General features: G+C 74.2%; 12 protein-coding genes. 6 read left to right on the top strand and 6 right to left on the bottom strand.

Annotated elements, in window-relative coordinates; translation table 11 throughout:
• Positions 1–35 precede the first annotated feature (35 nt).
• The 6 genes from ACFVGO_RS35740 to ACFVGO_RS35715 all read right to left on the bottom strand — a co-directional run bounded on the left by ACFVGO_RS35740 (position 36) and on the right by ACFVGO_RS35715 (position 7,220).
• Entirely contained in the window at positions 36–2,210 is a 2,175-nt protein-coding gene (locus ACFVGO_RS35740) for a DEAD/DEAH box helicase (RefSeq protein WP_380355930.1), read from the bottom strand.
• A 238-nt stretch (positions 2,211–2,448) separates the two neighbouring features.
• Positions 2,449–3,444: a hypothetical protein gene (locus ACFVGO_RS35735; protein ID WP_380355933.1), complete on the bottom strand. Its 996-nt coding sequence runs from the start codon at positions 3,442–3,444 to the stop codon at positions 2,449–2,451.
• A complete protein-coding gene (locus ACFVGO_RS35730) occupies positions 3,441–4,355 on the bottom strand; it encodes an ABC transporter ATP-binding protein (RefSeq protein ID WP_359910871.1) in 915 nt (304 codons plus the stop codon). Before ACFVGO_RS35730 ends, ACFVGO_RS35735 begins: the two co-directional genes overlap by 4 nt.
• A gap of 43 nt (positions 4,356–4,398) precedes the next feature.
• Positions 4,399–4,788 carry a GntR family transcriptional regulator gene (locus tag ACFVGO_RS35725; protein ID WP_380355937.1) on the bottom strand — a complete coding sequence of 130 codons (390 nt, stop codon included), beginning with the start codon at positions 4,786–4,788 and terminating at the stop codon, positions 4,399–4,401.
• A gap of 97 nt (positions 4,789–4,885) precedes the next feature.
• Entirely contained in the window at positions 4,886–6,367 is a 1,482-nt protein-coding gene (locus tag ACFVGO_RS35720) for a DUF2079 domain-containing protein (protein WP_380636287.1), read from the bottom strand.
• A 211-nt stretch (positions 6,368–6,578) separates the two neighbouring features.
• On the bottom strand, positions 6,579–7,220 hold the full coding sequence (locus ACFVGO_RS35715) for an HD domain-containing protein (protein WP_380355943.1): 642 nt from the start codon (positions 7,218–7,220) through the stop codon (positions 6,579–6,581).
• A 103-nt stretch (positions 7,221–7,323) separates the two neighbouring features.
• On the opposite strand from ACFVGO_RS35715, the gene ACFVGO_RS35710 reads away from it, so the two are divergent.
• The 6 genes from ACFVGO_RS35710 to pcp all read left to right on the top strand — a co-directional run bounded on the left by ACFVGO_RS35710 (position 7,324) and on the right by pcp (position 13,765).
• Positions 7,324–8,379, top strand: a complete 1,056-nt coding sequence (locus ACFVGO_RS35710; protein WP_380636285.1) for a GlxA family transcriptional regulator — start codon at positions 7,324–7,326, stop codon at positions 8,377–8,379.
• 34 nt (positions 8,380–8,413) lie between these two features.
• On the top strand, positions 8,414–9,328 hold the full coding sequence (locus ACFVGO_RS35705; protein WP_359910886.1) for an alpha/beta hydrolase: 915 nt from the start codon (positions 8,414–8,416) through the stop codon (positions 9,326–9,328).
• 91 nt (positions 9,329–9,419) lie between these two features.
• Positions 9,420–10,253, top strand: coding sequence for a MerR family transcriptional regulator (locus ACFVGO_RS35700; RefSeq protein WP_380636283.1), 834 nt, complete (start codon positions 9,420–9,422; stop codon positions 10,251–10,253).
• A gap of 84 nt (positions 10,254–10,337) precedes the next feature.
• Positions 10,338–11,567, top strand: coding sequence for an MFS transporter (locus ACFVGO_RS35695; RefSeq protein WP_380636281.1), 1,230 nt, complete (start codon positions 10,338–10,340; stop codon positions 11,565–11,567).
• 166 nt (positions 11,568–11,733) lie between these two features.
• Complete coding sequence (locus ACFVGO_RS35690; protein WP_380636279.1) at positions 11,734–12,927, top strand: alpha-hydroxy-acid oxidizing protein; 1,194 nt, start codon at positions 11,734–11,736, stop codon at positions 12,925–12,927.
• A gap of 154 nt (positions 12,928–13,081) precedes the next feature.
• Positions 13,082–13,765, top strand: a complete 684-nt coding sequence (gene pcp, locus ACFVGO_RS35685) for a pyroglutamyl-peptidase I (protein WP_380636312.1) — start codon at positions 13,082–13,084, stop codon at positions 13,763–13,765.
• Positions 13,766–13,898: the final 133 nt, after the last annotated feature.

The following is a 13,898-nucleotide window of genomic DNA, read 5'->3' as shown; positions in this document are numbered from 1 at the left end:
TCATCGCTGGTCGCTCATCGCTCGTCGCTCGTCGCTCATCGGTCGGAGACCGCCAGCCGCAACTGCTCCTCCTCGACGATCAGCGCCGCCAGCGACTGCTCCGACACGTCCACCGCCTCCGGGGTCGACTCCGCCACCTCGCTGCGCCGCGCGTAGTCGTCGAACAGCCTGCCCTTCACCCGCAGCAGGTCCAGCATCCGCTGGTCGACGCTGTCCGCGGCCAGCAGCCGGTGCACCCGTACCCGGCGGACCTGCCCCATCCGGTGCGCCCGGGCCACCGCCTGCTCCTCCAGGGTCGGTTTGACCTGCGGCTCGCAGAGGATCACCACCGAGGCGGCCTGGATGTTGAGCCCCACGCCCCCGGCCTGGATCTGGCAGAGCAGCACCGCGTGCCCGGGCGCGGCGGCGAACCCGTCCACCACGTCCTGCCGCCGCACCGAGTCCAGCGAGCCGTCGACCGGCCCGAACGCCCGCTGCTCCAGAGCCGCCTGCACAGCCGCCAGGACGTCCCGGAAGAACGAGAAGACCACCACCTTCAGTCCGCCGTCCGCCGCCTCGCGGACGATCTCCAGCAGCCGGCGCAGCTTCGCCGACCGCGCCGGGTCCGCGTACCCGGCCCGGCGCATCGCCGGGAAGCTGCCCGCCGCGACGGCCGAGCGGTAGGCGGCGAGGTCGGCGGGCGAGAACTCCTCCCACTCGTCCACGTGCACCACCTCGGGCAGCTCGGTCAGCACGTCCCGCTGGTTGCGGCGCAGGTACGCCGGGGCGACCGCCTTGCGGAAGGCCACCGGCCCGGCGGCCGCCGAATCCTGCCGGACCGACGGCACCAGCCCGGGCCGGAGGTACTCCACCAGACTGCGGAACTCCTCCACCCGGTTCTCCATCGGCGTCCCGGTGAGGAACAGCACCCGCTCCACCCGCTCCGTCCAGGCGGCCACCGCCCGGGAGCGCTGCGCGGCACGGTTCTTGACGAAGTGCGCCTCGTCCACCACGACCATCCCGACCGTGACCGCCTCCGCCACCTCGGCCGCCTCCAGGCGGCGCAGCCCGTCGAAGGTCACCACCGCGACCCCGCCGTCCCGCAGCCACCCGGCGAGCGCCGCCTCCCGCTCCGGGCCGTGCACCCGCAACGCCCGCAGAGTGCTGCGCGACTCGACCTCCCGGATCCAGTTGATCAGGACACTGGCCGGGCAGACCACCAGGAAGTGGGTGCTCCCCCGCGCCCGCAGGTGCGCCAGCACGGCGATCGCCTGGACCGTCTTGCCGAGGCCCATCTCGTCCCCGATGATCACCCGCCGCTGGGCGAGCGCGAACCGCGCCCCGAACGCCTGGTAGCCGCGCAGCGAGACCCGGCAGTGGGCGTCGTCCAGCGGCTCGGCCCGCACCCGGTCCGACAGCTCCTCCGGCAGGAACCCCTCGGCGGCGGCGGGTTCGGCCCCGGCCTCCTCGACGATCCCGCCGAGCACGCCGTAGTAGTCGGCCGAGCGGAGCTCGAAGTCCGTCCATGCCTCGACCGGGTCGACCGCCGGACGCAGCAGGTCGACCGAGGCCTGGGCGAGCAGCACCGGGACCTCCAGCGCCGCGTACCCGGCCAGCTCCTTCTCCAGCCGCTCGACCGCTGCCTGCGCCTGCGCCCGCCGCTCCCGCCCGGCGAACAGCCCGCGCAGCAGCCCGCCGGCCGGCTGCGCGGCCGCCACGAGCGGCTCGACCTCGGCCCGGACCCGCTCCGCGGTCTCCCGGGCCCGCCGCGTCTGGGGCCCGGCGGCCACAAGCCGCTGGAGCGCCACGACCAGCGCGGTGCTCGTCGCGTCCTGCCGCTCGACGTCCAGCCGCACCGCCACCGTCTGCTCGACCGCCCTGGCGATCTGCCCGGCCGCGGCCAGCGCCTGCGCCGCCGTCTGCGCCCCGACCCCCGGGATCAGCCGCAGGGTGTAGCCGGAGGCCTCCGCCACCTGCCGCACCGTCACCAGCCCGGCCGCCTCCAGCGCCCCGACCCGCAGCCGGCCCTCGGTCACGTCCCGGAGCCGCGCCACCGCGATGGCCCCCAGCTCCTCCCGCACCAGCCGGTCCCGCTCCCCGACGTACGCCAACCGCGCCTGCTCCACGGCCGCCCGGTGGTCCGCCACCACCGCCCCGGCCGCCGCCAGCAACCCCCGCGCCTCGGCGAGAACCACCCCGGGCCGCCGCCCACCCCGCCGCCGCTCCCCCATCGCCCGACCCCCGCCTCGCCGCACACCCCTGGACGCACCATGGTCCCACCACCGACCGACGGCCGCGGCGGACGCGAATCTCCTGCTGGACGCACTCAGCCCTTCCGAGCACATCGGCCAGGACCCGAGTCGGTGACTCGGGTCCTGGCCGTGGGTCGTCGTCGCCCGCTCGACGGAGCGGTGACGCCGGGGCGTGTCTGACAATCCGCGCACCCGGCGGGAAGTGTCAGGCACGCCCCTAGACGCGGATGCGGCGGAAGACGGTGAGCAGCAGGAGCAGGGTGAGCGCCAGGAGGATGCCGGCCTCGACGAGTTGGATGGGGACGAGGTGGTCGGCCGGGTGGAAGCGGGCCCAGGAGGCGATGGCCTCGTCGCAGCCGGGGGCGCGGGCGGAGAAGAGGCAGGAGTCGGTGCTGGCGTGGGTGCCGTCGGGCAGGACGATGCCGCGGCCGAGGAGCCAGGCGTTGGTGGGTTGGGGGGTGCCCACGGCGGCGATCTGTTCCACGGCCGGGTAGAAGTGGGGGCGGGCCCAGAGGACGAGGCCGTGGGCGGCGGCGACGAGGGCGCCGGTGAGGAACATCGCGGGCAGGGTGCGGCGGACGAGTTGGCCGATCAGGACGCCGAGGGTCAGGGCGAACAGGGACCAGGCGATCGGGGCGAGGCCGAGGACCGGGTAGGTGAAGAACTGGAACGGCGGGTCGAAGGCGGCCGGGCCGTGCACGATGTCCGTCCACCACACCCAGGTCATCAGGGAGGCGAGCACGCCGGCGGCGGCCAGGACGGCGAGGCCGGGAACGGCGAGGCGGACGGCCAGCCAGCGGACCGGGCTGACGGACTGGGCCCGGATCAGGCGGATGGTGCCGCGCTCGTACTCCTGGGCCAGCAACGGGGCGCCGACGAACACGCCGGTCAGCAGCGGGACCGCGGTGACGGCGGGCTGGAGGACCTGGAGGTACCAGAAGTTCGGGCGGTCGATCGGCTCCAGGCGGTTCCAGCACTCGCGCCGGTCCCAGGTCTCGGGGTAGTAGCAGTCGGTCCGGTGCAGCTCGCTCACGATCCGGCTGCTGGTGAAGTGGATCCACAGGAGGTCGGCGACCGCCAGGACCAGCAGGATGCCCAGGGTCCAGAGGAGGAGCCGGTTCTGGCGGAGCACCAGCCAGAGGATTCCGCGCAGGGCGGGCTTGGTGGAGGCCGTGGGAGCGGTGGTGCGGTCGGGCAGGACGGTCGTGCTCATGCGGCCACCTCGTTCGGTTCCTTGCGGTCGGCCGGTTCGGCGGGTCCGCGGAGGTAGCCGAGCAGCAGGTCCTCCAGGCTCGGACGCTCGCTCTCCCACTCGCCGTCCACCGGCTCGTCGGTGCGGACCAGGGCGATGGCCCGGCGGCCGCTGACGCGCTGTTCGACCACCGACTCGGCGGCCAGGGAGGACTCCTGGGCGGCCGGGCCGGTGAGCAGCCGGTGCCCGTCGAGGATCTCCTCCAGGTCGCCGGCCAGCCGGACGCGTCCGCGCTGGACGAGGAGCAGGTGGTCGATGACGCCGTCCAGCTCGGGGAGGATGTGCGAGGACAGCACGATGCTGGTGCCGCGCTCGGCGGCGGACGACATCAGGGCGCCCATCAGCTGGTGCCGGGCGAGCGGGTCGAGGTCGGCCATCGGCTCGTCGAGCAGCAGCAGGTCGGGGAGCTTGCCGAGGGCGAGGGCGAGGCAGACCCGGGTGCGCTGGCCGCCGGAGAGCGAGCCGATCCGCGCATTGGGGTTCAACTCGCCCTGGTCGACGATCTGTTGGGCCCCGTCCGCATCCCACACCGGGTTGAGCTCGCGGCCCATCCGCAGCGTTTCGGCGACGGTGAGGCCCGGGTAGAGCGGCTTGTCCTGCGGCACGTAGGCGATCCGGGCGCGCAGCCCGGGATCACCGGCGGTGGCGCCCAGCACCCGCAGTCCGCCCTCGGTGGGCGCGAGTTGGCCGGCGGCCAGGGAGAGCAGGGTGCTCTTGCCCGCGCCGTTGGGGCCCACCACTCCGCAGATCCGCCCGGCCGGGACGGTGAGGTCGCAGCCCCGCAGGGCCCAGCCGCCTCGGTACCTCCTGCCGAGGCCTTCGGCCTCCAGGGCCGGCGCCGACGCGGGCGCCGTGGTCGTCGGGTCGTCCACCCGGTCCCCCCACTGTTCTCTGTTCGGTGTTGCCGAGGGGTCCTCAGACCCCGGTGTCGAAGCGCTGCTCCAGGACGGAGGCCATCAGCGCGGCGATGTCCTCGCGCTCCAGGCCGGCCCCCCGGGCCCGGTCCACCCACCCGACCAGGTCCGCGCGCAGCGGCCCGTCCGCGGCCGCCTCCGGCCGGGCGAGCGAGCGCCGGACGAAGGTGCCGAGACCAGGGCGGGGTTCGACCAGCCCTTCGCGTTCGAGTTCGCGATAGGCCTTCAGCACGGTGTTCGGGTTGATCGCGGTCAGTTCGACCACCTCACGGGCGGTCGGCAGTTTGTCTCCGGGCTGGAGCAGTCCGAGTCGCAGGGCCTGCTTGGTCTGCTGCACGATCTGCTGGTACGTGGAGACGCCGCTGCGCCGCTCAATGCGGTACTCGATCACCGGCGTTTCGGCCTTTCACTAGTTCAATAGTGGAATAGTGGCCCACGGCGGCACGTGGGTCAAGCCGGACCCCCGGAGGGTGCCCGACAGAGGTCCTTCAGGGACGTTGCAGCAGGAGCAGGCCGTCCTGCTCGACCAGCGGTCGGTAGCCGCGTTCCCGGTAGAGGGCCAGCATCCGGGCGGTGTCGGCGGTGGCGCACGGGGCCTGCACGCTCGGGTCGCGCACGTCGACGGCCACCCACTGCGGTCCGGGGCCCACCGGCGCCCGGCAGACCAGGGTGACCTCGGCCCGGCCGGTGAGCTGCGCCGCCAGCCGGTTGGAGGCGGCCACGGCGGCGCCGTCGGGTATCCGGTGGAGCATCGCCCGGGTCTCGGTGAGCCGGGGCGAGGTGCGCCAGGCCTCGGGCATCACCACCTCGTGCAGCGGGTAGAGCGGCAGCGTCACGGCGGTCACCAGGGCGCTGACGGCGAGCGCGCGGCGGACGCGGCGGGCGTCGCAACGCCGCAGGACGTCGACCAGGGCCGCCAGCGCGATCGGCATCAGCACCGCGCTGTAGTGGTAACTGACGCCCCAGTAGTGCGGGTTGGCCGAGAGCAGCCGCCAGGCGAGGGTGGGCACGCAGAGCAGGAGGAGCGGCGAGCGCACACCCGCGAAGCCGGCGGTGGCGGCGAGCAGGAACAGCAGCAGCCACTTGACCGGCGGCCAGCCGAGCCGCAGCGGCAGCGCCCGGAGCGAGGCCTGCCCGCCCTGCCCGCCGCCGTCCAGCTGCTGCCAGTAGTCGAAGCCCCCGCTCGGGTTGAAGGCCGGCAGCACGACGAGCACGGTGAGCACGGTCGCGGCGAGGCCGACGACGGCGAGGGCGAGCCCGGGCAGTGGGCTGCGGCGGCGCTCCCGCCGGGCCTGCCAGGCGATCAGGACACCGACGGCGGCCACCGTCAGCCCCAGGTCCTCCTTGACCAGTAGCAGCGGCAGCGACCAGAGCGCGGCGGCGAGCGGCCGGCGCCGGCCGAGTGCGGTGGCGGCGAAGGCGAGCAGCGGGACGGCGAAGGCGATCTCGTGGAAGTCGTCGGCCGCCGCCCGGACGATCCCCCAGGAGGCCCCGGTGGCGCAGCCGACGACCAGTGCCGCCCGCGCCCCGGCCACCTCGTGGGCCCAGCGGGTCAGCGGGACGACGGCCAGCGCCATCAGCAGCGCCTGGGCGACGACGAGGGTGAGCGGGCTCGGGAAGGCCCGGTAGGCGGGGGCGAGGACGGCGATCAGCGGGTGGAAGTGGTCCCCGAGCAGGTGGTAGCCGGTCCCCTTGAGCGGCACGATCGGCGCCTGCCCGTGGGCGTACGCCCGGACGGCCTGCTCGAAGATGCCCAGGTCGTAGGCCTTGGTGAGGCCGCGCCGGTGCCGGTTGACGGCGACGCAGATGTAGAGCGCGCCGAACCCGGCCGCCAGGCCCCAGGCGAGCGCGGCGGGGCGGCGGGCGAGCAGGGCCAGCAGGGTCGTGAACCGGGCGGAGGGCGCGGAAAGCGCGGACGAGGTGGTCGGGGCCGAAGGGGAGGAAGCGGTGGAAGGGGAGAAAGGGGCCAAAGGGGTGGAAGGGGTGGAAGCAGCGGAGGGAACGGGGGACGCGGAGGCTGCGGACAGCAGGGCTCGCGGCGGGGAGACGGAAGCGGGCATCGGCAAAGTACCCTTTCACTATTTGATTAGTGGAAGGGTGGTGGAAGCCGGACCCGCCGTCAAACCCGGCCGGCCGACGCCGGCCGGGCCTTCGGGCTGCTCTCCGAACCCCCGATCCGGCTCACTCCGCCCACTCGGAGCCCCTGATCACCTCCACGAAGTCGCCGCGCTCGAAGCCCGGCACGAAGTGGGCGAGCACATCCGCCTTGACGTTGCCGAAGGTCGTCTCCGGGCGGCCCTCGACACCCTCGGTGAACGCGGCCAGGATGCGGTTCTTGAAGTCGGGCCGCGGATGGGCCGCGACCACGGCGGCCCGCTGCCCGGCGGAGATCGCGTGGTAGCCGATTCCCAGCACGTCCAGCTCCACGCCCCGGGTGACCAGGGCGATCTCCGGCGCCATGTGCAGCGGGACCTCCGGCGTGGTGTGCAGGGCGATGGCCGTCCAGACCCGCTGCGCCGGCTCCCCGGTGATGCCGTGGGCCGCCAGGAAGCGACGGGCCTCGTCGGCGCCGTCGATCTCGAACCGCTGGTCGGTCCTGGCGAAGCGCCCGGTGAGGCCGAGGTCGTGGAACATCGCGCCCACGTACAGCAGCTCCGGGTCGAACTCCAGCCCCTGCTCGGCGCCGCGCAACGCCCCGAACAGGAACACCCGGCGCGAGTGGTCGAACAGCAGCGGCGACGCCGCCTCCCGCACCAGCTCGGTCGCCTCCCGGGCCAGGGCACTGTCCGGGATGCGCACGCCCGCGATCGTCTCGTTCGTCATGGTTCCTCCGTCTGTAGGAGCGGTTCGGTCGACTCCTCCACCCTCGCCCCCGGGCGTAGGCTGCCGCCATGTCGGTACAGACAGCCGGGCCTCGGATCCGGACATGACGCGCCGGGTCGCCTTCCTCGTGTTCGACGGGGTGACGCTGCTCGACGTCAGCGGTCCGCTGGAGGTCTTCCACCAGGCCGGACGGCTCGGCCACCCGTACCGGACCGCCCTGGTCTCCCCGGACGGCGGCACCGTCACCGCCTCCAACGGCGTGGCCCTGGCGGACACCGCCGCACCCCGGGACAGCCGGGAACCCCTCGACACCCTGGTCGTCGCCGGAGCCGACCACCTGGCCGCCCGGGGCCCCGACGCACACCTGCTGGCCGCCGCGGAACGCCTCGCCGGACCGGCACGGCGGGTCGCCTCGGTGTGCAGCGGCGCCTTCGTGCTCGCCGCGCTGGGGCTGCTCGACGGGCGCCGGGCCACCACCCACTGGCGCCACGCCCCCACCCTCGCGCTCCGCCACCCCGGGGTGCTGCTCGAACCCGACGCCCTGCACGTCCAGGACGGCCGCTACCACACCAGCGCCGGCATCAGCGCGGGCATCGACCTCGCCCTCGCCCTGGTCGAGCACGACCACGGAGCCGAGACCGCCCGTACCATCGCCCGCGAACTGGTCGTCTTCATGCAGCGCCCGGGCGGCCAGTCGCAGTTCTCCACCGCCCTGGCCACCCCGGCCGCCCGCGGCGACCTGCTGCGCACCCTCACCGACGCCGTCCTCGCCGACCCGGGCGCCGACCACAGCCTGCCCGCGATGGCCGCCACCGCCGCCGTCAGCACCCGCCACCTGACCCGGCTCTTCCAGGCCGAGCTGCACACCACGCCGGCCCGCTGGGTCGAGCGGGTCCGCCTCGACCGCGCCCGACAGCTGCTCCTCGACGGCCACAGCATCACCGCCGCCGCCCGGCTCAGCGGCCTGGGCAGCGACGAGACCCTGCGCCGCGCCTTCGCCCGCCGGCTGGGCACCACGCCCACCGAGTACCGCAACCGCTTCACCACGACCATCGGCCCCGGCGCTCAAGCAGGCGAGACCCCTGAGCACCTGCCCAGCCGAGCACCCGAGAACCTGCCCACCCGAGCACCCGACAGACTCCCCGCGACGAACGCTTGACCTTGACGCTACGTCAGGGTTGGAGGCTTGCCGCATGACGAACGAGAGCACTTCCACCGCCCCGCTCCACCCCCCGGTCGGCGGTTTCCAGGAGGTCGACGGCCGCCGCCTCTACCTGCACCGCCAGGGCACGGGCGGGCCCGCCGTCGTCCTCCTGCCCGGCGCCAGCGCCATCGGCCTGGACTACTTCGGTGTCCAGCAGGGCGTCGCGCAGTTCACCACCGCCGTGGTGTACGACCGCGGCGGCACCGGCTTCAGCGACGAGGCCGCGCTGCCCCGCACCGCCGCCGAGGTCGCGGCCGAACTGCGCGAACTGCTGCGCGCCCAGGCCGTGCCCGGCCCGTACGTCCTGGTCGCGCACTCGCTCGGCGGCGCGTACGCCCACGGGTTCGCCCAGCGGTACCCGCAGGACGTGGCCGGACTGGTCTGGCTGGACGCCTTTCACCGGGACTGGGACGACTACATGCCCGCCGAGGCGAGCCTGGCCGCCACCCGGCGCCTGTCGCCCACCGAGGAGCAGCTGCGGCAGGCGCTCCCCGCCATCCGGCAGCTGTGCGAGGAACTGCTCGTGGACTACCCGGCGGACGTCCGCGACGCGGTGACCGAGTACCACGTGAGCGAGCGCTGGATCCACGCCGGCATCGCCGAACGCGCCTCGATGCCCGAACTGGCCGTCGAACTGCGGGCCGGGGCGGACCTCCCCGACGTCCCGCTGATCGCGCTCACCCCGCTGGGCGTCGACCCCGGCCAGCAGGCGCTGATGTCGGAGGAGCTCCTCCAGGCGATGCACGACGGCAAGACGCGGCTGTACGCGGACATGGTGGCCAGGGTCTCGAACGGCGAGCAGCGCCTCCTCGCCGACACCGGCCACAGCCAGTTCGTCTTCGAGCGGACCGATGTCGTGGTCCGGGCGATCCGCGATGTCGTGGACCGGGCGGGCCGCGCCTAGACTTCGGCCACGGCCACGGCCACGCACAGCCACAGCCACAGCCACAGCCACAGCCACAGCCACGAATCCTCAACGGAACCGGAGCCGGACGGTGCTGACGATCGGTCAACTCGCCGCGACCGCGGGCGTGACCGTGCGCACCGTCCGCCACTACCACCAGGTCGGGCTGCTGCCCGAGCCCGAGCGCGACCGCTCCGGCTACCGCCGGTACAGCGCCCAGGCCGCCGTGGACCTCATCCGGATCAGGACGCTCGCCGACGCCGGGGTGCCGCTGGCCCGGATCGACGCGCTGCTGCACGCGCAGCCGGAGGAGTTCGCCGCCGCCATCACCGACCTCGACGCCGAACTGCGGCACCGGATCGACCAACTCGCCGAGCACCGCCGCCGGATCGCCGACCTGGCGAGCGGCGAGCGGCTCGCGCTGCCGCCCGAGGTGGTCGCCATCCTGGACCGGATGCGCGCGCTCGGGGTCAGCGAGCGGTCGGTGCTGCTCGAACGGGACACCTGGATCCTGCACCAGGCCCTGGAGCCGGAGGCCATGCGCCGGGGTATCCGGGAGAAGAACGCCAGCTTCGGCGACGCCGAGACGATGCGGCTGTTCCTGCTCTGCGACCAGTCGCTCGACTGGGAACCGGACGACCCCCGTGTGGACCGGCTGATCGACGACCTGGACGCCTGGGAGGCCGCCCACGGGCGGGACAGCAGCCGGCCCGGCAAGCAGGCGGTGATCTTCTCCCGGCTCGCCGAGGCCTCGCCGACCTGGCAGCGCATCCTCGGCGTGCTCGCCCATCGCGCCAAGCAGCGCCGCCTCGCCGAAGGCCCCATTCCTGCCGAAGGCCGCCATCTCGCCGAGGAAGGCCGCCCCGCCGAGGAACCCCCGGCCGCCGGGGAAGGCCGGGCCGCGGACCCGGCAAGGAAGCGTTGACGTCGGATTCACGCCAGCCCAACCCCCCTTCGTACTGCTGGACTTCGGTTCACGAACCCACCACCCAGCGACGGGACCTCCGGCATGCCGACCGGCACCACCCTCCATCCAGCCCCGACCACCCCGGGCCCGACCGCCCCGGGCCCGCGCCCCCGGGACGGCGGCACCCTCGCCGTCCTCGCCGTGACGACCGGCGTGTTCTCCATCGTCACCACCGAGATCCTCCCGATCGGCCTGCTGACGCCGATCGGCACCACCTTCCGGATCTCCGACGGCACGGCCGGGCTGATGATGACCCTGCCGGGCATCGTCGCCGCGGTGGCCGCGCCCCTGGTGACCGTCCTGACCCGGCGCGCGGACCGGCGGACCATGCTCTGCGCGCTGCTGCTGGTGCTGACCCTGGCGGACCTGCTCAGCGCGCTCGCCCCCGCCTACTGGGCGGTAATGACCGCCCGGATCGTCCTCGGCCTGGTCATCGGGGCGTTCTGGTCGATCGGTTCCGGGCTCGCCCCGCGCCTCGTCCCGGAGCACCGGCGGGCCAGGGCCAACACGGTGATCTTCTCCGCCGTCCCGCTCGGCTCGGTGCTCGGCGTCCCGGCGGGGGTGTTCCTCGCCTCCCTGGCCGGCTGGCGGACGGCCTTCCTCGCGATGGCCGCGCTGACCCTGCTCGCCCTGGCCGCCCTCCTGCGGTCGCTGCCGCCGCTGCCCCCGCTGACCGTCACCGGGCTGGGAGTGCTGCGCGGTCTGCTGGCCGGCCGGGGCACCCGGACCGGCATCCTGGTGACCTTCCTGATCGTGCCGGCCCACTTCGGCAGCTACACCTACGTCACCCCCTTCCTCGCCGACACCACCCACGCCGGCCCCGGCCTGATCACCGCCCTGCTGCTCCTCTACGGCGCCGCCGGACTGCTCGGCAACCTCCTGGCCGGGGGCCGGGCGGCCGGGGCACTGCGTCCGGTGTTCGGCACGGCGGCCGTCCTGCTCGCCGCCGCGGCGCTGCTGCTGCCGCTGCTGGGCACCGGCGGTCCGGGCGCCGCCGTCCTGCTGGCGCTCTGGGGCACCGCCTACGGGGCCGTCCCGGTCTGCGCGCTCAGCTGGTTCCTCGCCGCGGCCCCGCACGCCCCGGAGGGTGCCGGTGTGGTCTTCACCTCGGCGTTCCAGGCCGCCTTCTCGATCGGCGCGCTGGCCGGCGGCCTGGCGGTGGACCACTCCTCCCCCGGCACGGTCATGCTGCTCGGCGGGACGGTCGCCCTGCTCGCCGCGGCCGCCGTGTGGCGGCACGGCCACCGGGTCCGTCCCGAGCCGACGCCGTGAGACGGCCGACGCGGTGACACACCCCCGGCCGGACCCTGGCCGTCCGCTCCGTCCGCGGTGAGAATGCCGGGGTGCCGTCAGCCCGTCCGTCCGTACGACGGAGCCGCGGACGGCACCGCCGGCCGGGACGGTCCCGGGTGGCCGAGGACGAGAGGACGGCCGACGGATGGACAGCCAGCGGATGGATCCGGCGTTCCAGGGGCGGTTCGGCGACTACCAGAACGAGATCTATCTGCGCGGGCTCGGCGGCGTGCTGCCGACGATGCCGATGGCCTTCGCCGAACTGGAGGCGCGGGCGAGCACCGCGCTGGCGCCCTCCGTGCTCTCCTACGTGGCGGGCGGGGCCGGCGACGAGTCCACCCAGCGGGCGAACGTCGCCGCCTTCGGCCGGTGGGGCCTGGTGCCGCGGATGATGGTCGGCGCGCGTGCACGGGACCTCTCGGTGGACCTGTTCGGGATGCGGCTGCCGACCCCGCTGTTCATGGCTCCGATCGGGGTGATCGGCCTGTGCGCCCAGGACGGTCACGGGGACCTGGCCACCGCCCGGGCGGCCGCCCGGACCGGTGTGCCGATGGTCGCCTCCACCCTGACCGTCGACCCGCTGGAGCGGGTGGCCGCCGAGTTCGGCGACACTCCCGGCTTCTTCCAGCTCTACACCCCCACCGACCGGGCGCTCGCCGAGAGCCTGGTGCACCGGGCGCAGACCGCCGGCTACCGGGGCATCGTCGTCACCCTGGACACCTGGGTCACCGGCTGGCGCCCGCGCGACCTGGCGACCGCCAACTTCCCCCAGCTGCGCGGCCACTGCCTGGCCAACTACACCTCCGACCCGGTGTTCCGCGCCCGCCTCGCCAAGGCCCCGGAGGAGGACCCGCAGGCGGCCGTCCTGGAGTGGGCCGGCGTCTTCGGCAACCCCCTGACCTGGGACGACCTGCCCTGGCTGCGCTCGCTCACCGACCTGCCGATCCTCCTCAAGGGCATCTGCCACCCCGAGGACGTCCGCCGCGCCAGGGACGGCGGCGTCGACGGCGTCTACTGCTCCAACCACGGCGGCCGCCAGGCCAACGGCGGACTCGCCGCCCTCGACGCCCTCCCCGGCGTCGTCGAAGCCGCCGACGGCCTGCCCGTCCTCTTCGACTCCGGCGTCCGCTCGGGCACCGACGTCGTCAAGGCCCTCGCCCTCGGCGCCACCGCCGTCGGCGTCGGCCGCCCGTACGCCTACGGCCTGGCCCTGGAGGGCACCGACGGCATCGTCCACGTACTGCGCTCCCTGCTCGCCGAGGCCGACCTCCTGATGGCCGTCGACGGCTACCCCACCCTCACCTCCCTCCGCGCGGACGGCGCACTGCGCCGCACATGACGGGAATTCAGGTCACGAGAGGTCAGGTCACGACGAGGAATCAGGTCATCGTGTCCACCGGAAAGCGACGGGGCTTGCCGGGACATTCGGGACGGCCCTACGCTCGAACGGCACAAATCGGGTCCGTACGTTCCCGCACGCTCGGAGGTCCGCCATCATCCGCGTCCTGCTGACCGCCTTCGAACCGTTCGGCCGCGATCCCCTGAACTCGTCCCTGGAGGCGGGCCGACTGGTCGCCGCCGGTCCGCCGGCCGGGGTGGCCCTGGAGTTCGCCGGGCTGCCCTGGGCGTTCGGCGACTCGATCGCCGAACTGCGCCGGGCGGTGGCCCGATTCGAGCCGGACCTGGTCATCGCCACCGGCCAGGGCGGCAACCGGCCGGACCTCACGGTCGAGCGGGTGGCGATCAACCTCGACGACGCCGTCCGGACAGCCGACCGCAAGGGCCACCAGCCGCTCGACCAGCCGGTCGTGCCGGACGGCCCGGCCGCGTACTTCTCCTCCCTGCCGGTGAAGGCCTGCGTGGAGGCGGTCCAGCAGGCCGGGATCCCGGCCACCGTCTCGCACACCGCCGGCACCCACCTCTGCAACCACGTCTTCTACGGGCTGGCGCACCTGATCGCCACCGAACGCCCGGAGCTGCGCGGCGGGTTCGCGCGCCTTCCGTACCTGCCGAGCCAGGCCTCCGGCCGGGAGCAGAGCGCCTCGATGTCGGCCGAGACGGCCGCCGAGGGGGTCCGCATCCTGATCCGCAGCGCCGTGGCCACCCTCCACCTGCCGCCCGTCGGCACGGTGGCGGCACCGCGCCGACGAAGCTGGCTGTCCCGCCGGAGCAACTGATTCCCCGGAAACTGAGTTCCGGAGACTTCCGGAGACTTCCGGAAACGCGAAGAACCCCCATCCGGATCCCGGATGGGGGTTCTTCTGAATAATTGTTCGGCGGCGTCCTACTCTCCCACAGGGTCCCCCCTGC

It is taken from the genome of Kitasatospora sp. NPDC057738 (assembly GCF_042798815.1).
GTDB classification, from domain to species: domain Bacteria; phylum Actinomycetota; class Actinomycetes; order Streptomycetales; family Streptomycetaceae; genus Kitasatospora; species Kitasatospora lactacystinica.
The sequence above is the reverse complement of the archived record's forward strand: the minus strand, read 5'-3'. Positions and strand labels throughout refer to the sequence as shown.

Excerpts from the sequence above, each read along its gene's own strand:
- ACFVGO_RS35690 (WP_380636279.1), top strand. The coding sequence starts at position 11,734 with ATGGACAGCCAGCGGATGGATCCGGCGTTCCAGGGGCGGTTCGGCGAC.
- ACFVGO_RS35705 (WP_359910886.1), top strand. The coding sequence starts at position 8,414 with ATGACGAACGAGAGCACTTCCACCGCCCCGCTCCACCCCCCGGTCGGC.
- ACFVGO_RS35740 (WP_380355930.1), bottom strand. The coding sequence starts at position 2,210 with ATGGGGGAGCGGCGGCGGGGTGGGCGGCGGCCCGGGGTGGTTCTCGCC.
- ACFVGO_RS35715 (WP_380355943.1), bottom strand. The coding sequence starts at position 7,220 with ATGACGAACGAGACGATCGCGGGCGTGCGCATCCCGGACAGTGCCCTG.
- ACFVGO_RS35735 (WP_380355933.1), bottom strand. The coding sequence starts at position 3,444 with ATGAGCACGACCGTCCTGCCCGACCGCACCACCGCTCCCACGGCCTCC.
- ACFVGO_RS35710 (WP_380636285.1), top strand. The coding sequence starts at position 7,324 with ATGACGCGCCGGGTCGCCTTCCTCGTGTTCGACGGGGTGACGCTGCTC.
- ACFVGO_RS35695 (WP_380636281.1), top strand. The coding sequence starts at position 10,338 with ATGCCGACCGGCACCACCCTCCATCCAGCCCCGACCACCCCGGGCCCG.